The organism is Pseudomonas sp. No.21 (assembly GCF_054558415.1).
In genome coordinates this window covers 1-19,890 of the sequence record NZ_BAAJNO010000025.1, presented here as the reverse complement: position 1 = coordinate 19,890, position 19,890 = coordinate 1, and the positions used below count along the sequence as shown (strand labels likewise).

Annotated in this window: 18 protein-coding genes; 10 read left to right on the top strand and 8 right to left on the bottom strand. The window is 68.5% G+C overall.

Annotated elements, in window-relative coordinates; all coding sequences use genetic code 11:
* Positions 1-67 precede the first annotated feature (67 nt).
* The 9 genes from ACYJSS_RS29775 (at position 68) to ACYJSS_RS29735 (ending at position 8,910) form a co-directional block, all read left to right on the top strand.
* Positions 68-1,465 carry a UbiD family decarboxylase gene (locus ACYJSS_RS29775; RefSeq protein ID WP_236206526.1) on the top strand — a complete coding sequence of 466 codons (1,398 nt, stop codon included), beginning with the start codon at positions 68-70 and terminating at the stop codon, positions 1,463-1,465.
* Positions 1,462-2,085 carry a UbiX family flavin prenyltransferase gene (locus ACYJSS_RS29770; RefSeq protein WP_236206525.1) on the top strand — a complete coding sequence of 208 codons (624 nt, stop codon included), beginning with the start codon at positions 1,462-1,464 and terminating at the stop codon, positions 2,083-2,085. Before ACYJSS_RS29775 ends, ACYJSS_RS29770 begins: the two co-directional genes overlap by 4 nt.
* Positions 2,082-3,128 (top strand): CobW family GTP-binding protein, encoded by a 1,047-nt coding sequence (locus ACYJSS_RS29765; RefSeq protein WP_236206524.1) that lies wholly within the window; start codon positions 2,082-2,084, stop codon positions 3,126-3,128. The genes ACYJSS_RS29770 and ACYJSS_RS29765 overlap by 4 nt, the downstream gene beginning before the upstream one ends.
* Positions 3,129-3,231: 103 nt before the next feature.
* On the top strand, positions 3,232-4,572 hold the full coding sequence (locus ACYJSS_RS29760; protein ID WP_111264522.1) for a nucleobase:cation symporter-2 family protein: 1,341 nt from the start codon (positions 3,232-3,234) through the stop codon (positions 4,570-4,572).
* A 21-nt stretch (positions 4,573-4,593) separates the two neighbouring features.
* A complete protein-coding gene (locus tag ACYJSS_RS29755; protein ID WP_236206523.1) occupies positions 4,594-5,970 on the top strand; it encodes an amidohydrolase family protein in 1,377 nt (458 codons plus the stop codon).
* Between the two features lie 120 nt (positions 5,971-6,090).
* Positions 6,091-6,693 (top strand): GNAT family N-acetyltransferase, encoded by a 603-nt coding sequence (locus tag ACYJSS_RS29750; protein WP_236206522.1) that lies wholly within the window; start codon positions 6,091-6,093, stop codon positions 6,691-6,693.
* A gap of 285 nt (positions 6,694-6,978) precedes the next feature.
* Entirely contained in the window at positions 6,979-7,344 is a 366-nt protein-coding gene (locus tag ACYJSS_RS29745) for a VOC family protein (protein WP_111261459.1), read from the top strand.
* A gap of 87 nt (positions 7,345-7,431) precedes the next feature.
* A complete protein-coding gene (locus tag ACYJSS_RS29740) occupies positions 7,432-8,439 on the top strand; it encodes a response regulator (RefSeq protein WP_111261460.1) in 1,008 nt (335 codons plus the stop codon).
* A 3-nt stretch (positions 8,440-8,442) separates the two neighbouring features.
* Positions 8,443-8,910 carry a PAS domain-containing protein gene (locus ACYJSS_RS29735; RefSeq protein ID WP_111261461.1) on the top strand — a complete coding sequence of 156 codons (468 nt, stop codon included), beginning with the start codon at positions 8,443-8,445 and terminating at the stop codon, positions 8,908-8,910.
* A gap of 280 nt (positions 8,911-9,190) precedes the next feature.
* Here the strand turns inward: ACYJSS_RS29735 and ACYJSS_RS29730 are convergent, their stop codons facing one another.
* From ACYJSS_RS29730 to yedA, 8 genes are all read right to left on the bottom strand, one after another.
* The gene (locus ACYJSS_RS29730; protein WP_236206521.1) at positions 9,191-10,660 is read right to left on the bottom strand and encodes an aldehyde dehydrogenase family protein; all 1,470 of its coding nucleotides are present in this window, start codon (positions 10,658-10,660) and stop codon (positions 9,191-9,193) included.
* A gap of 18 nt (positions 10,661-10,678) precedes the next feature.
* Positions 10,679-11,491 carry an ABC transporter permease gene (locus ACYJSS_RS29725; protein ID WP_236206520.1) on the bottom strand — a complete coding sequence of 271 codons (813 nt, stop codon included), beginning with the start codon at positions 11,489-11,491 and terminating at the stop codon, positions 10,679-10,681.
* Position 11,492: 1 nt separating this feature from the next.
* Positions 11,493-12,404 (bottom strand): ABC transporter permease, encoded by a 912-nt coding sequence (locus ACYJSS_RS29720; protein WP_021217527.1) that lies wholly within the window; start codon positions 12,402-12,404, stop codon positions 11,493-11,495.
* A gap of 105 nt (positions 12,405-12,509) precedes the next feature.
* The gene (locus ACYJSS_RS29715) at positions 12,510-13,649 is read right to left on the bottom strand and encodes an ABC transporter substrate-binding protein (RefSeq protein ID WP_111261465.1); all 1,140 of its coding nucleotides are present in this window, start codon (positions 13,647-13,649) and stop codon (positions 12,510-12,512) included.
* An 86-nt stretch (positions 13,650-13,735) separates the two neighbouring features.
* Entirely contained in the window at positions 13,736-14,854 is a 1,119-nt protein-coding gene (locus tag ACYJSS_RS29710) for an ABC transporter ATP-binding protein (RefSeq protein ID WP_236206518.1), read from the bottom strand.
* 661 nt (positions 14,855-15,515) lie between these two features.
* Positions 15,516-16,346 (bottom strand): response regulator transcription factor, encoded by an 831-nt coding sequence (locus ACYJSS_RS29705; RefSeq protein ID WP_236206530.1) that lies wholly within the window; start codon positions 16,344-16,346, stop codon positions 15,516-15,518.
* A gap of 208 nt (positions 16,347-16,554) precedes the next feature.
* Positions 16,555-17,880 carry a DEAD/DEAH box helicase gene (locus tag ACYJSS_RS29700; RefSeq protein WP_111261467.1) on the bottom strand — a complete coding sequence of 442 codons (1,326 nt, stop codon included), beginning with the start codon at positions 17,878-17,880 and terminating at the stop codon, positions 16,555-16,557.
* An 89-nt stretch (positions 17,881-17,969) separates the two neighbouring features.
* A complete protein-coding gene (gene yedA / locus ACYJSS_RS29695; protein ID WP_111261468.1) occupies positions 17,970-18,875 on the bottom strand; it encodes a drug/metabolite exporter YedA in 906 nt (301 codons plus the stop codon).
* Between the two features lie 159 nt (positions 18,876-19,034).
* Here yedA and ACYJSS_RS29690 point away from each other — a divergent pair, with 159 nt between their 5' ends.
* Positions 19,035-19,508 (top strand): Lrp/AsnC family transcriptional regulator, encoded by a 474-nt coding sequence (locus tag ACYJSS_RS29690; protein WP_111261469.1) that lies wholly within the window; start codon positions 19,035-19,037, stop codon positions 19,506-19,508.
* The last annotated feature ends 382 nt before the right edge of the window (positions 19,509-19,890 follow it).

Genomic DNA, 19,890 nt, shown 5'->3' with positions numbered 1-19,890 from the left:
GGCCGGCCGCGTGCAGGGACTCGGACACCCCGCGCCCCGGGACCGCCTGCTTTTCGAGAGGTGCACCATGACCCTGCCGAGCTTTGCCACGACCCAGGATTTCCACGCGTTCATCGAGGCCTACCGCGAGCGCTTCGCCGACGACGTGCTGACCATCAAGGAACCCCTTTCCGCCGACCAGGACGTCACCGCCCTGGTCGACGCCCTGGCCGCCCGGGGCCAGCACCCGCTGCTGATCTGCGAGCGGGTGGGCAGCCTCGGCGTGCCGGTGGTGACCAACCTGTTCGCCTCGCGAACCCGCATCGCCCGGCTCTTCGGCACCACCCCGGCGAAGCTCCACGAGGCGTTCCAGGCCCGCGCCAACGCCCCCGTTCCGCCGGTCTACCTGGCCACCGGCCCGGTGCTCGACGAGGTGCTCGAAGGCGAGGCGCTGGACCTGGCGCTGCTGCCGATGCTCAAGCATTTCGACAGCGACCGCGGGCCCTACATCACCAACGCCATCATCGTCGCCCAGGACCCGGTCACGGGCGTGGCCAACATGAGCTACCACCGCTCCATGCGCCATGCCCGCCAGGCCCTGGCCACCAGCCTGCATTCGCGCGGCCACCTGTGGCGCATGCTGCAGGCCGCCCGCGAGCGCGGCGAGGAGCTGCCGGTGGCCATGGTGGTCGGCGCCCACCCGCTGTTCATGCTGGCCGCCGCCGCGCGCCTGCCCTATGGCGCCGACGAGCGCGCCGTGGCCGGCGGCCTGTTCGGCGCGCCCCTGGAGCTGGTGAAGACGCCGCGCTACGGCATCGGCGTGCCGGCCCACTCGGAGTTCGTGCTGGAGGGCGCCATCGACCCCACCGCCTATGCCGAGGAAGGCCCCTTCGGCGAGTTCAGCGGCTACTCCTCCGACCGCTCCACCAACAACGTGCTGCGCGTCGACACCCTGCTGCGCCGCCGCGATGCCTGGCTGGTGGACGTGGTGGGCGGCCGCTACGCCGAGCACCTGACCCTGGCGCGCCTGCCCCGCGAGGCGGAGATGAGCGAGAAGCTCAAGGCGCGTTTCCCGGCGGTGACCGCCGTGCACTACCCCAACTCCGGCACCCACTTCCATTGCTACGTGGCGCTGGACCAGAGCCGCGACGGCGAGGCGCGGCAGATCATGCTCGCCCTGCTCGGCTGGGACCCGTACCTGAAGACGGTGATCGCGGTGGACAGCGACATCGACATCAGCGACGACAGCCAGGTGCTTTGGGCGCTGGCCACGCACTTCCAGCCACACCAGGACCTGTTCACCATCGACGGCCTGCCGGGCAGCCCGCTGGACCCGTCCTCCTCGGCCAACGGCACTACCTCGCGCATGGGCCTGGACGCCACCCGCAGCAGCGGCTTCGACGGCATCCGCGCGCAGCTCGACCTGCGCATCCAGGGGCGCATGCGCCAACTGCTGAAGGGCTACCTGCCGGGGAGCGCGTCATGACGGCCCCCCGTCGCCTGGTGGTGGGCATCAGCGGCGCCTCGGGCTTCGTCTATGGCGTGCGCCTGCTGGAGCTGCTGGAACAGCTGGGGATCGAGAGCCACCTGGTGCTGAGCCGCGCGGCGCAGCTGACCATGGCCCACGAGACCGACTACAAGCTGGCCGACGTCATCGCCCGCGCCAGCCACCACCACCGCGCCGACGACGTCGCCGCCGGCATCGCCAGCGGCTCGTTCCGTTGCCTGGGCATGGTGGTGGCGCCCTGCTCCATGCGCACCCTGGCGGAGATCGCCAGCGGCGCGTCCTCGAGCCTGCTGACCCGCGCCGCCGACGTCACCCTCAAGGAACGCCGGCCGCTGGTGCTGATGGCGCGGGAAACGCCGCTGACCCTGGCGCACCTGCGCAACATGACGGCGGTCACCGAGATGGGCGGGATCATCGCCCCGCCGGTGCCGGCCTTCTACGCCCGCCCGCAATCGCTTTCACAGATGGTCGACCACAGCCTAGGCCGGGTGCTCGACCTGTTCGGCCTCGACGCCGGCACCGCGCTGCGCTGGGGCGAACCCGCCCCGGACGCCAACGCCGACGGCGGCCATTCCGCAACCCCGAAGGAGCTCGCATGAACACTGCATTCAACGCCCCGACGCCCAACCGCAAGATCCCGGTGACCATCCTCACCGGCTTCCTCGGGGCCGGCAAAACCACCCTGCTCAACTACATCCTCAAGGAGAACCACGGTCACAGGATCGCCGTGATCGAGAACGAGTTCGGCGAAGTCGGCATCGACGGCGACCTGGTGCTCAGTTCCGAGAGCGAGGAGATCTACGAGATGGTCAACGGCTGCGTGTGCTGCACCGCCGAGGTCCGCGAGGACCTGGTGCGCATCATCCGCGAGCTGGTGAAGCGCCCGGTGCGCCTGGACCGCATCCTCATCGAGACCAGCGGCCTGGCCGACCCCTACCCGGTGGCGCAGAGCTTCTTCATCGACGACCCGATCGCCGAGGAGGTGGAGCTGGACGCCATCGTCACCCTGGTGGACGCCAGGCACGTCGCCCAGCACCTGGAGGACCTGCAGCTGGACGGCGTGGACAACCAGGCGGTGGACCAGATCGTCTGCGCCGACCGCATCATCATCAACAAGGTGGACCTGGTGAACGGCGAGGAACTGGCCGACCTGCAAGGCAAGGTGCGCAGCCTCAACGCCACCGCCGAGATGGTGACCTCCAGCTACGCGCGCATCGACCTGGACGGCATCCTCGGCGTCGGCGCCTTCGAGGCCACCCGCAAGCTGATGGAGATCGGCGCCGAGCACCATGACCATGACCATGATCACCACGAGCCTGCTGCGGACACCGACCACGAGCACGACCCCAGCGTCAGCTCGGTGGGCATCGCCGTGACCCAGGCCATCGACCTGATGGCCTTCCACCGCTGGATCAGCGACCTGCGCCAGCGCCACGCCGACACCCTCTACCGCATGAAGGGCGTGCTCGCCGTCGAGGGCGAGGACCAGCGCTACGTGCTGCAGGGCGTGCACAGCCTGGTGGAGTTCCGCGCCTCCACGCCCTGGGGCAACGAGGTGCGCACCAGCAAGATCGTGTTCATCGGCCGCGACCTCGACCGCGCCGCCCTCAACCAGGGGTTCGCCGCCTGCCTCGCAGGCTGACCACGCTCCGGGCTGCCGCTACGCCCGTGAGCCGGGCGACGGCCCTGGGCACACTGAACGGGTTCCCTCAGCAACAAGAACAATTCGCCAGAGGACTTACACCATGAATTCAGCCGTGCACCCGGTAGACCAGGTTCTGCCGCTCCGTCAGATGCTCACCCTCGGCCTGCAACACATGGCCGTCTCGTACATCGGCGCCATCGCCGTCCCCCTGATCGTCGCCAGCGCCCTGAAGATGTCCCAGCCGGACACGGTGCTGCTGATCAGCACCACGCTGTTCTGCTGCGGCATCGCCACCCTGATGCAGACCCTGGGCTTCTGGAAGTTCGGCGTGCGCCTGCCGATCCTCCAGGGCGCGGCCTTCAGCAGCGTGGGGCCGGTGATCGCCATCGGCAGCAACCCCGATGTCGGCGTCGCCGGCATCTGCGGCGCGGTGATCGGCGCCGGGGTCTTCACCATGCTGGTGGCGCCCTGGGTGGGGCGCCTGCGACGGCTGTTCCCGCCGGTGGTCACCGGCTGCATCGTCACGGTGATCGGCCTGCAGCTGTTCCCCATCGCCTACGAATGGGCCGGCGGCGGGCGCAACCACAGCGACTTCGGCGCCCCCGGCTTCCTGCTGGTGACGCTGGTGGTGCTGGCGGTGATCCTGCTGGTGACCCGCTACGGCAGCCCGCTGCTGCGCAACATGTCGGTGCTGATCGGCATGCTGGTGGGCGGCGGCCTGGCCTACGCGCTGGGCATGGGCAACTTCCATGGCGTGGAGGAGGCGCCCTGGCTGACGGTGCCGGTGCCCTTCCACTTCGGCGTGCCCACCTTCGCGCTGATCCCCATCGCCACCCTGGTGGTGGTGATGATCGTGCAGATGGTCGAATCCATGGGCCTGTTCGTGGCCATCGGCGACATCGTCGAGCGCCCGGTGGAAGACCGCCAGGTGGTCGCCGGGCTGCGTGCCAACGGCCTGTCCAGCGCCATCGCCGGGATGTTCGCCGCCTTCCCCTTCATCGCCTTCATGGAGAACGTCGGCCTGGTGATCCTCACCGGCGTGCGCAGCCGCTGGGTGGTGGCCGTCAGCGGGCTGATGATGTGCACCGTGGCGCTGATCCCCAAGGCCGGCGCCATCATCGCCTCGATGCCCACGGCGGCCCTGGGCGGCGCTGCCGTGGCCATGTTCGGCGTGGTCGCCGCCGCCGGCATCCAGACCCTGGCCAAGGTCGACTACGAGCGCAACCGCTACAACGTGCTGATCGTCGGCTTCACCATCGCCGCCGCCCTGGTGCCGGTGCTCTCCCCGGCCCTGTTCCATCAACTGCCCGAGTGGAGCCAGCCCTTCCTGCACAGCAGCGTGGTGATCGCCTGCCTGGTGTCGGTGGGCCTCAACGCCGCCCTCAACGGCATCGGCGTGCCGGAAGCCGCCAGCGGCAAGACCCTCCACGACGTGCTCTGAACCCGACCACAGGAGCTCTTCATGAACGACATCCTGATCAAGAATCCCCAGGCGGTGATGACCGGCCTGCGCGGCGACCGCGCCCGCGCCGGTGACGTCGACATCCGCATCCGCGACGGGCGCATCGCCGAGATGGCCAAGGACCTGCAGCCCGGTGCCGGCGAGCGGGTGATCGACGCGCGCCACTGCCTGGTCTACCCGGGCTGGATCAACACCCACCACCACCTGGCGCAGAACCTGCTCAAGGCCGTGCCCGCCGGCCTCAACCAGGACCTGCAGGGCTGGCTGGCCAGCGTGCCCTACCCGCGCCTGTCGCGCTTCACCACCGAGCTGGTGCGCATCGCCGCGCGCCTGGGCATGGCCGAGCTGCTGCTGTCGGGCGTCACCACCTGCGCCGACCACCATTACCTCTACCACGCCCATGGCAGCACCGAGAGCGGCGACGCGCTGTTCGACATCGCCGAAGAATTCGGCATGCGCTTCGTGCTCTGCCGGGGCGGCGCGCTGGAGTCGGCCAACGCCCACCCGGGCTTCTCGAAGACCGCGCTGCAGCCGGAAAGCCTGGAACAGATGCTCGGCGACATCGAGCGGCTCAAGGCGCGCTACCACCAGGACACCCCGGACGCCCTGCGCCGGGTGGTGGTGGCGCCCACCACGCCGACCTTCTCGCTGCCGCCGACGCTGCTCCGCGAGCTGGCGCAGAGCGCCCGGCGCATGGGCCTGCGCCTGCACACGCACCTGTCGGAGACGCAGAACTACGTGAACTTCTGCCGCGAGAAGTACAACTGCCTGCCGGTGGAGTTCGTCGCCGAGCACGAGTGGCTGGGGCCGGACGTGTGGTTCGCCCATATGGTCCACGCCCAGCCCTCGGAGATCCGCCTGCTGGCGCAGACCGGCAGCGGCATCTCCCACTGCCCGGTGAGCAACGCGCGCCTGGGCAGCGGCATCGCCCCGGTGCCGCAGATGGCGGCGGCCGGCGTGCCCATCTCCCTGGGGGTGGACGGCGTCGCCTCCAACGAGTCCGGGAGCATGGTCGGCGAGGCCAATACCGCCTGGCTGATCCACCGCGCCAACCAGGGCGCCTCGGCCACCCTGGCCGAGGACGTCATCCACTGGGGCACGGCCGGCGGCGCCAGGGTGCTGGGCCTGGGCGCGGTGGGCACCCTGGAAGTGGGCCAGGCCGCCGACCTGGTGCTCTACGGCCTGGACCACCCGCGCTTCTTCGGCTTCCACGACCCGGCCCTCGCCCCGGTGCTGGCCGGCGAGCCGATGGCGGTGCGCTACAGCCTGGTGGGCGGGCGCCTGGTGGTGGATGACGGGGTGATCCCGGGGCTCGATGTCGAGCGCCTGCGCCGCGAGGCCCTCGACGGCGTGCAGCAGCTGCTGCAGGGCGACTGAAGCCGGAAAACCGCGCTGCCCGGGGCTCAGGGCGGCGCGGTGGGCGGCTCGGCGGGGCACTCGCGAAACGTGGCACGAAAGTGCTAATTTCGCCTTCCCCTGCCCTTCCGAGCCTCCGCCATGGCCCTGACCTTCCGCCCCGCGACCCCGGCCGACGCCCCGGCCATCGCCCCGCTGGTGTATCGCTCCGGCCCCGCCGCCTTCGACCATGCCTTCGCCCGCAACGGCCGCAGCGCGGTGGACTTCCTGCGCTGGACCCTGGCCCGGGAAGCCGGCGAGTTCGGCTATCGCCTGCACTGGGTGGGCGAGCAGGACGGCCGCATCGTCGCCACCGGCACCGCCTTCAGCGGCGAGGCCAACCTGCGCCACAGCCTCGCGGCGCTGGGGCAGATCATCGCCTTCTACGGCCTCGGCGCCGCGTCGGTGATCCGCCGAGGCCTGCAACTGGAGCGCATCATCCAGCCGCCACCGGCCGCCACCTGCTACCTCGCCCACCTGGGCGTGGCGGACGGCCTCACCGGCCAGGGCATCGGCCGGCAACTGATCGACCACCTCCTGCAACAGGGCCGCCACGCCGGCCTGCAGCGCGCCGCCCTCGACGTCTCCGCCGCCAATCCCCGTGCCCAGGCGCTCTACGAACGCCTGGGCTTCGTGGTCGAGCACGAGCGCCCCTCCACTATCCCCGGCATCGCCGCCCATCGGTTCATGACCCGGGGGATTTGAGGGGGGTCGCGGACCGTAGGATGGCGTAGAGCGAAGCGAAACCCATGCTGTGCCGTGCATGGCCTGATCATCCCATCGCGAATGAATTCGCTCCTACCAGGGCGGCGGCGCTGCGCGCCGCTTGGCGACTGAAGTCGCCCCTGCATCGATCATGCGGAGACGCGACCGTCGTGCTCCTGACGGGCTACCGGAGCGGGTATTCCTGGGTTTAGGATGCGGCTGCAGGCGCCCGCAGAGGCGCCGCCCCGACCGCGACGGCCTGTTCACCGACCACAGGGATAGCCCATGAGCACGCTGGAAACCGTTGAACTGAAGGCCTTCGTCCCCGCGAAGGACTACGAGCAGAGCAAATCCTTCTACCTGGACCTGGGCTTCAGGCCCGGCGGCGTCTCGGATGAGATCGCCTATTTCAGCCATGGCGACTGCGCCTTCCTGCTGCAGAACTTCTACGAGCCGGCCCTGGCCGGGAACCTGATGATGCACCTGCTGGTGAAGGACGTTGAGGCCTGGTGGCAGCACGTGCAGGCCAGCGGTGTGATCGAGCGCTACGGCGTGCGTGCCATTGCCCCCCAGGACCAGCCCTGGCGCATGCGCGACTTCGTGCTGTTCGACCCCAGTGGCGTGCTCTGGCGCATCGGCCAGAACATCTGAGCGCAACCCCGCCGGCACCGGGTGTCGGCGGCCACCGGGCCAGCGTCTATGCTTGCTCTGACCCTGAAGTGACGGCGGTGCCGCTAAGTGATCCCCCTCCTCGTCTGCGATGACTCGATGATGGCGCGCAAGCAATTGATCCGCGCCCTGCCCCAGGACTGGCCGGTGTCCATCACCCAGGCCACCCAGGGCGAAGAAGCCATGGTCGCCATCCGCCAGGGCCTGGGCCAGGTGGTGCTGCTGGACCTGACCATGCCGGTGATGGATGGCTACCAGGTGCTGGCCCAGCTGCGCGCCGAAGGCCTGGTGGCCCAGGTGGTGGTGGTCTCCGGCGACATCCAGGAGGAAGCCCAGCGCCGGGTGATGGAGCTGGGCGCCCTGGCCTTCATCAAGAAGCCCGCCGACCCGGCCGAGCTGCGCGCCGTGCTGGTGCGCCTGGGCCTGCTCAAGGTGCCGGCGCCGGGCGTGCCCGCCGAGCCGGTGCCCTCCCGCGAGGACCTGGTCCTCAAGGTCAACTTCCGCGACGCCCTGCGCGAGGTGAGCAACGTCGCCATGGGCCGCGCCGCCGCGCTGCTGGCCAAGGTGCTGGACGTCTTCGTGCAGTTGCCGGTGCCCCAGGTGAACATCTTCGAAGTCAGCGAATTGCACATGACCCTGGCCGACGCCCAGCGCGGCGAGCGGCTCAGCGCGCTGTGCCAGGGCTTCATCGGCGACGCCATCGCCGGCGAGGCGTTGCTGCTGTTCCACGACTCGGAGATCGCCGACATGGCCAACCTGCTGCGCTGGCAGCCGGCCGACGACAAGGAAACCTCGGAGATGCTGCTGGACCTGGCCAGCATCATCATCGGCGCCTGCCTGGCCGGCATCGCCGAGCAGATCGACGTGCGCTTCTCCCAGGGCCACCCGCAGCTGCTCGGGCAGCATGCGTCCATCGAGCGGCTGATCCACCTCAACCGTACCCGCTGGAAGAAGACCCTGGCGGTGGAGATCAGCTACAGCGTCGAGGCCCACGACGTGCACTTCGACCTGCTGCTGCTGTTCACCGAGGACTCGATCCCGCGCCTGACCCACAAGATCCGCTACCTGATGGACTGACCCATGCCGGCACAGATCGATATCAAAGAGGTTCACTGGCTGCTCGACATCGTGCAGTGCATCGACGTCGGCGTGGTGGTGCTCGACCGCCAGTACCGCGTGGAGGTGTGGAACAGCTTCATGGAGAACCACTCCGGCCTGGGCCCGGACGAAGTCCACGGCAAGGTGCTGTTCGAGCTGTTCGAGGAGATCGACGAGACCTGGCTGCGGCGCAAGGTGGACAGCGTGGTGCAGCTCGGCACCCGGGCCTTCAGCCTGTGGGAGCAGCGGCCTTACCTGGTGCGCTTCAAGAACTACCAGCCGATCACCGGGGAGGAGGAGTTCATGTACCAGAACGTCACCCTGCTGCCGCTGATGGGCGCCAGCGGCAGCGTGGAGCACCTGTGCGTGGTGATCTACGACGTCACCGAGGTGGCGCGCTACAAGAAGCAGGTCGCCGCCCTCCGCGCCGGCGACGGCGGCCCGGCGTAACGCCCACCGATCCGTTCGTGGTGCACACGGCGAACCCTGCGTGGAGGCCTCGCAGGATGGGTAGAGCTCCGCGAACCCCATCGGTGTGGAGCCTCAGGCATGACGCTGTACCAGGGCTCGACTCCGCCCGGTGGAGGTAAAAAGCGACCTCCACCCTACGCATGGGTCGAGTCCATCCGCCGCCCAGTGGGAGCGAATTCATTCGCGATGGGGCGATCCGGCCATGCACGCACAGCATGGGTTTCGCTTCGCTCAACCCATCCTACGGGGCGTCCTCGCATCACTTGAGGTACCAGCCCCAGGGTTCCTGGCTGCGGTACTCGGTGACCTGCTTGACCTCCAGGTAGTTGTCCAGCCCCCAGCGGCCCAGCTCGCGGCCGATGCCGCTCTGTTTCATCCCGCCCCAGGGCGCCTGGGTGAAGGTGGGTTGCGAGCAGTTGACCCAGACGATGCCGGCGCGCAGGCCGTTGGCCACCCGCGCGGCGCGGTCGAGGTCGGCGCTCATCACCGCGGCGGCGAGGCCGAAGCGGCTGTCGTTGGCCATGCGCAGGGCGTCGGCCTCGGTCTTGAAGCGCTTGACGCAGAGCACCGGGCCGAAGATCTCCTCGCGCCAGATGCTGGCATTGTCGCCCGGCTCGTCGAAGATCGTCGGCTCCAGGAAGTAGCCGTGGGACAGGTGCGCGGGGCGCTTGCCGCCGCTGATCAGGGTCGCCTCGCGGGTGCCCTGCTCGATCATCCCCATGACCTTCTGGTACTGCCCGGCGCTGACCAGCGGGCCCAGCAGCACGCCGCGCTCCAGCCCCGGGCCGATGGTGATGCGCCGCGCCTCGGCGACCAGGCGTTCGAGCAGGCGCGGGGCGATGCCTTCCTGCACCAGCAGCCGCGAGGTGGCGCTGCACACCTGGCCCTGGTTCCAGAAGATGCCGAACAGGATCCACTCCACCGCCGCTTCGATGTCCGCGTCGTCGAAGACGATGAAGGCCGACTTGCCGCCCAGCTCCAGGCTGATGTTCTTGATGTCGGCCGCCGCCGCCGACATGATTTTCGCCCCCGTGGGCACGCTGCCGGTGAAGGCCAGCTTGTCCACGCCCGGGTGCTGGCTGAGGGGCCCGCCGGCGTCGCCACCGAGGCCGGTGACCACGTTGAGCACGCCGGAGGGCAGGCCGATGCGGTCCGCCGCGCCGGCCAGTTCCAGGGCGGTGAGCGGGGTCAGCTCCGAGGGCTTGAGCACGCAGGTGGCGCCGGCGGCCAGGGCCGGGGCGACCTTCCAGGCGGCCATCAAGAGCGGGTAGTTCCAGGGGATGATCTGCCCCGCCACGCCCACCGGCTCGTGGCGGATACGGCAACGAAAGCGCGCGTCCGGCAGCTCCAGCGCCTCGTCCTGGCGGCCGTCCAGCTCGCGGGCCAGTTCGGCGTAGTAGCGGAAGCAGCCGATGGCGTCGGCGATGTCCCATTGCGCTTCGGGCAGCGGCTTGCCGTTGTCGCGCACCTCCAGCACCGCGAGGGCGTCCTGGCGGCCTTCCAGCTCGCTGGCCAGGGCCTCCAGCCAGCCGGCGCGCTCGGCGCCGGTGGTCTGCCCCCAGCCGCGGTTGAAGGCCTGGCGCGCGGCGCGCACGGCGTGGTCGATGTCTTCCTCGGTGGCCGCCGGCACGCGCTGGATGAGGTCGCCACTGCTCGGGTCGAGCACGTCGAAATGGCCGCCCAGGTCCGGGCGCACCCATTGGCCGTTGATATACAGCTGGTCACGCATGGTGGCTCTCCAGGGTCGTCAGGCGCCGGTGCGGCGGTTCTGCAGGTAGCGGGAGGTGAACAGCAGCGCCAGGGAGGCGCAGATGATCACGGTCGAGATGGCGTTGATCTCCGGGGTGATGCCCCGGCGGATGGACGAGAAGATGTAGATCGGCAGCGTGGTTTCCGAGCCGGCGACGAAGAAGGCGATGATGAAGTCGTCGAAGCTGAAGGTGAACGCCAGGAGGAAGCCGGCCATGATCGCCGGCGCGATCTGCGGCAGCACCACGCGGCGGAAGGTCTCCAGCGGCGGTGCATAGAGGTCGGCGGAGGCTTCCAGCAGGGCCTTGTCCAGGGCCTCGACGCGGGTGCGGACGATGACCATCACCAGCGCCATGGTGAACAGCGAATGGGCGGCCACCACGGTGACGAAGCCCATGCGCAGGCGCGGCAGACCGGAGCCAAGGAGCATGTCCAGCAGCGGGTTGAGCACCTCGAACAGGCTGATGAAGGCGATCAGCGTGGCGATGCCGATGACGATGCCGGGGATGATGATCGCGCAGTAGGTCAGGGCATCGAAGAACATCCGCACGCGCCGCCCCACCCGCTGCAGGCCGAACACCGCGAGGGTGCCGAACAGGGTGGCGATCAGCGCCGAGCACAGGGCGATCAGCGCGCTGTTGCCCAGGGCCTCCATGATGAAGGGGTTGCCGAAGGCGCGGCCGAACCACTGCACCGAGCAGCATTCGAAGGACAGCCCGCTGCGCCCGGCGTTGAAGCTGAAGAGGATGATCAGCGCGATGGGCGCGTAGAGGAACAGGTACAGCGAGGTGGAATAGCTGCGCAGCCACATGTCAGAGCATCCCGTCGGTGGAGCGCTTGCCGTAGCGCGCCACGAGCTTGAGGTAGAGGAAGATGATCACCAGCATCATCGCCACCAGGGTCATGGCCACCGCGCTGCCGAAGGGCCAGTTGCGCGATTGCAGGAACAGGTCGACCAGGGCGTTGCCGACGAAGAACACCTTGCCGCCGCCGAGGATGGCGGGGATGAGGAACTCGCCCATGAGCAGGATGAACACCAGCATGGCGCCGGTGATCACCCCCGGCGCGGACAGCGGCAGGGTCACCCGGCGGAAGGTCTCGAAGGCACTGGCGCCGAGGTCGGACGAGGCTTCCAGCAGGCGCTTGTCGAGCTTCTCCAGGCTGACGTAGATGGGGAACACCATCAGCGGCAGGTAGCCGTAGACGATGCCGATCAGCACCGCCGTGGGGGTGTTGATCAGGCGCACGTCCTCCAGGCCGACGCTGGCCAGCAGCGCGGGGATACCCTTGCCGCCGAGGATGAAGATCCAGGCGTAGGTGCGGATCAGGAAGCTGGTCCAGAACGGCACGATCACCAGGGTCAGCAGCAGCGAGCGGTTGCGCTGCACCTTCACCGCCAGGAAGTAGGCCAGCGGGTAGGCCGCCAGCAGGCACACCAGGGTGCCCAGCGGGGCGAGGAACAGGGTGTTGGCGAAGGCCTTGGCCCGCGAGCCGAGGTTGAGGTAGTTGTCCAGGGTCAGCGCGGCGGCGTAGCCCCCCACCGGGCTGCGCTCGCCGAGGCTGAAGACCAGGATGATCACCAGCGGCATCAGCAGCATCAGCAGGAACCACAGGGTGGACGGCAGCAGCAGGAGCAGCGTGACGCGGCGGCCGAGGCTGCGGCTTTCGACCGGCGCGGCCTGGCCCGCATCGACCGCTGCGGGAGCGCTGAGAGCGACGTTCATGGAAGAGTCCCTAGGATTCATGGGGGCGACCTGGGAGCGAGCCCGGCTCGCGAATGCGGCGTCGCGATTCACGGGTGGAGCTCGCCCCTGCGACGGCAGCGACGGTCAGGCAGCCTTGAAACGCGCCATCAGTTCGGCACGCTCCGGGCTGGTGAGGGTGGCGGCGGCGCCGAACTCCAGGGCGCTGAGCAGCTCGGCGGCCGGGTACATGATCGGGTCGTCGAGCATCGCCTTGGGCAGCAGTGCGTCCACGCGCTTGTCGCCGCTGGGGTAGCCGTGGGCCTCCACTTCCAGCTTGTTCACCTGCGGGTCGAGGAGGAAGTTGATCAGCGCGTAGGCGGCATCGGGGCGCTCGGCCCCCTTGGGGATGGCGAAGAAGTCGCTCCACAGCTCGCCGCCTTCCTTGCCCAGGGTGAACTGCATGTTCGGCAGGTCGCGGTGCAGCTGCGAGCCGTCGCCGGTCCAGCACATGGACATCCAGGCGTCGCCGTTGCGCATCGAGGGCTGGTAGTCGGAGTTGATGGCGAACAGGTGCGGCTTGACCTCCAGCAGCAGCTTCTCGGCGTCGGCCAGCTCCTTCGGGTCCAGCGAGTTGAAGCTGTAGCCGAAGGATTTGAGCGCATTGCCGATGGCGGTGAGCTGGTAGTCGTGGACCATCACCCGGCCGGAGGCCTCGCCCTTGGCCAGCTCCCAGAACTCCTTCCAGCTGCCGGGCTTGGACTTGATCCTGTCGCTGTCGTAGACGAAGCCGGTGGTGCCCCAGTTCTTCGGCACGGCGTAGAGCTTGCCGTCGACGATGCCCTGCTCCATGAAGCGCTTCTCGTAGCTGGCGGCATCGAAGTTGGGCAGGCGCGCGAGATCCAGCGGCTCGATCAGGCCCAGCTCGACGTAGGTGCTGATGGTGTAGTTGGTGGGCACGAAGAGGTCCCAGCCGCTGCCGCCGGCCTGGAGCTTGGCGAGCATCTCCTCGTTGGAGCCGAAGACGTTCATCTGCACGTGGGCGCCGGTCTTCTCGGCGAAGGCGGCGAAGTTCTCGGCGTTGTGGTAGTTCGGCCAGGTGGCCAGCACCACGCGATCACCGATGGCCTTGTCGGCGCCATAGGCCTTGCTGGTGAGCAGGCCGGGCATGTGGGTGGCGACCACCGCAGCGGCCAGGCCCAGGCCGGTGCGGCCGAGGAATTCGCGTCGGGTGATGGAGCCGTTCTGCCAGCTGCGCATCTGTTTGATGAAGTCTTTACGGTCCATTGCCTGCTACCCCGCCTGTTGAGTGTTGGTTTTCTTGTCTGCCCTGCACTGCAAAAGCCCCTGCGATGCCTTGCCGGGGGGATGAACTAGAGCGCCATGGCCGGGCCGGCGGCCTGGTCCCAGCCGATGCGCACCGGCGCGCCGTGCTCGAAGGCCGCCCTGTCGCGCCCGGCGTGGCCCGGCACGCGCACGCAGACGATGCCGAAGGGCTCGGTGCGCACGCGGTATTCGGTGAGGTTGCCCAGGTAGATGCGGTCCACCACCTCCCCGGCCAGGCTGATCTCCCGGGCCAGGGCGTCGGCGGCGTTGCCGATGGCGATCTGCTCCGGGCGCACGGCGATGCAGCCGGGCTCGCTGGCGGCCAGGCGCGGGCCGGTAGGGGTGGCCGGGCTGGCCAGTTGCAGGCCCTGGGGCATGTCCAGCAGCACGCGGTCGCCGTCCACCTGGCGCACGGTGCCGGTGAACAGGTTGGATTCGCCGATGAAGTCCGCCACGTAGCGGCTGGCGGGGGTTTCGTAGAGCTGCTCGGGGGTGGCGGTCTGGATGATGCCGCCGTCCTGCATGACGCTGATGCTGTCGCTCATCGACAGCGCCTCTTCCTGGTCGTGGGTGACCAGCACGAAGGTGATGCCGACCTCGCGCTGCAGGCGCAGCAGTTCGGACTGCATCTCCTTGCGCAGCTTGCGGTCCAGCGCCGCCAGGGGCTCGTCTAGCAGTAGCACGGTGGGCTTGTTGACCAGGGCGCGGGCCAGGGCCACGCGCTGCTGCTGGCCCCCGGAAAGCTCGTGGGGCTTGCGCTGGCCGAAGCCGGTGAGGCGCACCATCTCCAGGGCCTCGTCGGCGCGGCGGCGCTGCTCCTGGCGGTCGGGCCGGGGGGTCAGGTAGCGCAGGCCGTAGGCGATGTTTTCCGCCACCGTGAGGTGGGGGAACAGGGCGTAGCTCTGGAACACCATGTTCACCGGCCGCTGGTGCGCCGGAATGCCCGCTACGGGCCGGCCGCCGAGCCAGACTTCGCCGGCGCTGGGCTGCTCGAAGCCGGCGATCATGCGCAGGGTGGTGGTCTTGCCGCAGCCGGAGCTGCCGAGGAAGGAGTGGAAGGCGCCACGCCGGACCTTGAAGTTCAGCCCGCTGACCGCGCGCACCGAGCCGTAGCTCTTTTCCACGTTGCGGAATTCGATATCGAAGACAGCCTCTGCATCGCTCACGACCAGCCCCTTTTCCAGGTGTTCCTGCTTGTGGGGCCACGCTAACAACCGCTGTTTCGGACTGTATATATCCCTCCGGGGATAGGGCTGGCCGGCCGCAACCACCGCCCTGCCGGTTGCCGCAGCTATTCACAGAAGCTGTGGATAACTTTGTGGACAGCGAGTGGATGGGCGCGTGCGCACCGCTCCTGACAGGGGTCGCCGGAAACTGTTCATTTTTTGATCAATCACAAGGTGGCGAAGATCGCCCGGGGCTACCAGATCAGCCCCCCAGGGGCAAGCGCCCGTGTGCCCACAGAATCGGTGGATGAAGCTGTGGATAACTCGTCTATAACCGCCCGCAGGCCAACAACGACGGGAGCCTGGCGAAGATGTACAAAAAATAAACAGCAGTGCAAAAGTGCGATTTCACGTCGCACCGGCGACGAAATGCGCCTGCCACTGCCGCCCCGTCAAGGCAAGCATTATTTCTGCGTAAAAAGGCTTGCCGCAGAAGCCGAAATGTCGCAGGGGACGGGATTCATTGCCCACATTATCTGTGGAACGGACTGTGGATAACTCGTGGACAGGCGGCTCTGGACCTTGAGCCACGGGGGTTGCAGACCAAAGGTTGGTTATTGATCAGCGCCGCTAAATTCCCGTTGGCGATAAGAGCCGCCACTCAGATCGCAGTCCGCAATACCGGATCGATGGACGCCTCGCGCTGCCCGGCGAGGTCGCGCACCAGCAGGCCGAGCAACTCCGACTGGCTGCCGATACCGAGCTTGGCGTAGATGTTCTTGCGGTGGATCTTCACCGTGCCCGGGCTGATGGCCAGGTGCTCGGCCACCGAGGCGCTGGAGTGCCCGCGCAGGAGCATCTGCACCACCTCCTGCTCCCGGGCGGTGAGCAGGTGCGCGCCGAATTGCTCGAAGGCCTCGCGGATCTTGTAGTCCAGGTCCTGGGCCGGGCGCGGCTGGTGGGCGCGGCGCTGTTCCCAGGCCTCCCCCACCACCTGCTCGACCACCGCCTGGGCGCAGTCGAGCAGTTGCATCTCGTCGCGGCTGTAGGCCGGGCTGCAGGCACTGCGCATCAGCGAGAGCACGGCCTTGGCGCCGTCGGCCAGGTCGACGAAGAAGGCGATTTCCTCGGTGAGGCCGGTCTGCTGGTAGTAGGTGACGTAGTACTCGCCCAGGTAGAAGTGGTCCGGCGCGAACTGGCGCAGGCGCCACAGCCCGGGCGCCTGGTTGCGGGTGCAGGCGAGGTAGAAGGGGTCGAGCAGGTAGGGGCCGACCTGGTAGTCCTCGACATAGACGTGGCGCTTGTCCGCCGGGAAGGTGTCGAACAGCGCCAGCGGCCGGTGGTTGCCCTCGTAGACGAAGAGCACGAAGTGATCGACGTGACAGACCTGCTGCAGCCACTGGGCGAGGCCGAGCAGGCGCGCGCGGCCGGCGGGCAGCGACAGCAGGTGGGCGACACCGGTGGTCCAGTGCTTGAGTTCCTTGGGGCGCATCATGGAATCGCCTGAGGTTGGACTGCGCTTCGAACGCACTAGGCGTTCATCATTTCGCACAGAAATGCACGATCTGCGCCATTATTCCGAACTCTCGCCAATCCCGCGCCAGGCTGCGTGCCGCCGGCTCTGGCGACACGCGCGCCGCACCTCGATGGTTCGCCGCGCCCCGCGTTGCGTCACCCGATGCCACACCGGGCGGTAGCAGTCAGCCCTTCTTCGCCTTGCCGAACCCCGGGCCCTTGCGCACGGCCTTGGCCTTCGGCGCCTCGCTGTCGATCCAGTTGCCCAGGCGCGACGGCTTGCCGCCCTTGGCACCGGCCTGGGGCTCCTTGGGTTTCTTCGGCTTCTTGGGTTTTTTCAGGATGGCGCCGGTGGCGTCGGTCTGCGGCACCCGGTGATCGGGGACGAAGCCGGGCTCGTCGCGGCGCTGCAGGGTCTGCTTGATCAGCACCTCGATGGCCGAGAGCAGCTGCACCTCGTCGGCGCAGACCAGGGAGATGGCCTCGCCGGTGGCGCCGGCACGCCCGGTGCGGCCGATGCGGTGCACGTAGTCCTCGGCGACGATCGGCAGGTCGAAGTTGACCACCAGGGGCAGGTCGTCGATGTCCAGGCCACGGGCGGCGACATCGGTGGCGACGAGGATCTGCACCTCGCCGGCCTTGAAGCGCTCCAGGGCGCGCAGGCGCGAGGGCTGCGGCTTGTCGCCGTGGATGGCGTCGGCGGAGACGCCCACGCGTTGCAGCTCGCCCACCAGTTCGTCGACGCCCTTGCGCGTCTTGACGAACACCAGCACCTGGCCCCAGCGGCGCTCCTGCAGCAGGTGCAGGAACAGCTCGGACTTGCGCTTCTTGTCCACGGTGATCAGCCACTGCCTGACGCTGCGGGCGGCGGCGTTGCGCGGGCTGACCTCGATGGACAGCGGGTCGCGCAGCAGCTCGCGGGCCATCTGGCGGATGGCGTCGGAGAAGGTGGCGGAGAACAGCAGGGTCTGGCGGCGGCGCGGCAGCGCGGAGAAGACATCGTCCAGCTCGCGGGAGAAGCCGAGGTCGAGCATGCGGTCGGCCTCGTCCAGCACCAGCGCCTGCAGCTGGTTGAACTTGACCGCGTTCTGCCGGTACAGGTCGAGCAGGCGCCCGGGGGTGGCTACAAGCACGTCGATGCCCTTGCGCAGCTTCATCATCTGCGGGTTGATGCTGACCCCGCCGTACACCGCGTAGGTGCGCAGCGGCAGGTTCTGCCCGTAGACGCGGAAGCTCTCGTGGACCTGCTCGGCCAGCTCGCGGGTGGGCACCAGCACCAGGGCGCGCACCGAGTTGGCGGCCACCTGCGGGCCTTCCAGGGTCAGGCGCTGCAAGAGCGGCAGGGCGAAGCCGGCGGTCTTGCCGGTGCCGGTCTGCGCCGCGGCCATCAGGTCGCGGCCCTTGAGCACGGCGGGAATCGCCTCGGCCTGCACCGGCGATGGGGTCTTGTAGCCGAGCGTGTCGAGCGCGCGCAGCAGGGGGTCGATCAGGCCAAGGGAAGCGAAGGTCATGGGGGCGGAACCGGAGGTGGAAAAGGCGCAATTCTATCAGGCCGCCGCAAAACTACCTGCGTCGCCGTCGCCCGGGTTCCGGCCTCCCGTCAGCTCGTCTGCTGCAGCACCGGCGCCTTGGGTTTGCGCCACTGCGGCAGGCCGATCAGCACCACGGCGCTGATGATCACCAGCATCGCCAGGCCTTCCTCGCCACCGATGTGCTCGCCGGCGAAGAGCACGCCGAGCAGCACCGCCACCACCGGGTTGACGTAGGCGTAGCTGGTGGCTGCCGCCGGGCGCACGTTCTTCAACAGGTAGAGGTAGGAGCTGAAGGCGATGATCGAGCCGAACACCACCAGGTAGGCCAGGGCCGCCCAGCCGGCGGGGGTGGGCAGGCTCTCCATGCGCTCGCCGCTCAGGGCGCTGCCCAGCAGCAGCGCGACGCCACCGGCGAGCATTTCCACTGCGCTGGCCATGGGACCGGCGGGCAGCGGCAGGTGCTTGCTCCACATGGAGCCGAAGGACCAGCTGGCGGCAGCGAAGATGATCAGGGCGGCCCCCAGCGGGCTGGCCTGGAGGTTGGAGCCGAGGTTGAGCAGGCCGATGCCGATCAGCCCGAGGACGATGCCGGCCCATTCCAGGCGCGTGGTGCGCTGGCCCCAGATGAGGCCGAACAGCAGGGCGAACAGCGGCACCGTGGCCACCGCCAGGGCGGCGACGCCGGAGGCCACGCCCAGGTGCTCGGCCAGGGTCACGCCGCCATTGCCGCAGCTGAGCAGCAGCACGCCGACCATCGCGCCGGCCTTCCACTCGCGCAGTGTGGGCATGGGCGCGCCACGCCAGCGCAGCCAGGCGAACATCAGGCTGCCGGCGATGACGAAGCGCACGCCGGCCATGAGCAGCGGCGGCCAGGATTCGACGCCGATGCGGATCGCCAGGTAAGTGGACCCCCAGATGACGTAGAGGGCGAAGAAGGCGCCGATCAGCAGGAGGGGAAAACGTTGCGCAGGCATGGGGGGCTCGACGATCCGGTTGGCAGGGTGTTTATTCTATGCAAGGCATGACAGGGAAAATAAGCGATTAACCCTGCTTAAACGGCCTACCAACTTTCGAAACAACGCCAATTATCGTTGTTTGCCTTTTTTCCCAAACACCTCGCCTGGAGACCACCGATGGACAAGTACGACCGCCTGCTGCTCTCGGCACTGATGGAGAACGGCCGCGCCTCGTTCGCCGAACTGGCGCGCCGGGTCAACCTCTCGCCCCCGGCCGTGGCCGACCGCGTGGCCAAGCTGGAGGCCAGCGGGGTGATCACCGGTTACCACGCTGCCGTCGACCCGGCGAAGATCGGCCTGCCGATCGAGTGCGTGATCGAACTGCGCCTCGCCGACCACGATTCCAAGCGCGCCCTGGAGGCCCTGGAGAAGATCCCGCAGATCTCCCTCTGCCACCGCATCACCGGCGACGCCTGCGTGCTGATGAAAGCCGCCGTGGCCACCATGCCGGAGCTGCAGGACCTGATCGACCGCCTCAGCCAGTACGGCGCCAGCAAGACCTCGCTGATCCTCTCCACCCCCTTCGAACGGCGCATCCCGGCGGAACTGCAGGTGCACGGTGGGAAGGTCGAGGCGTTGCGCAAGGTGTGAAGATGTTCCGCCCGCCGCAAACGTCGGGCTGCACCCGACCTACAGGCTGCGCGATCCCTGTAGGGGCGAATTCGTTGGCTCTGTCTGCGTTAGCTGTTGTGGACTCAACGAAAAGGCTCAAGCACAGCGCTTTCAGGACGACTCTGGATTCCTGGCACACCCACCGCATGGGTTTCGCTTCGCTCTACTCCATCCTACGAAAGCCGCCAGCCGCGGCGTTCACCCGGTGGTGATGCGCACATCAATGTGAAGCTGGATTGGGGTCTGCTGCGTTGGGCTTCGTACCTCGGCCCAACCTACATCGCACCTGCAACCGCTTCAGCCCATCGCGGATGAATTCGCTCCACCAGGCGGGGGTAACGGCGTGGGGCTCGACATCGCC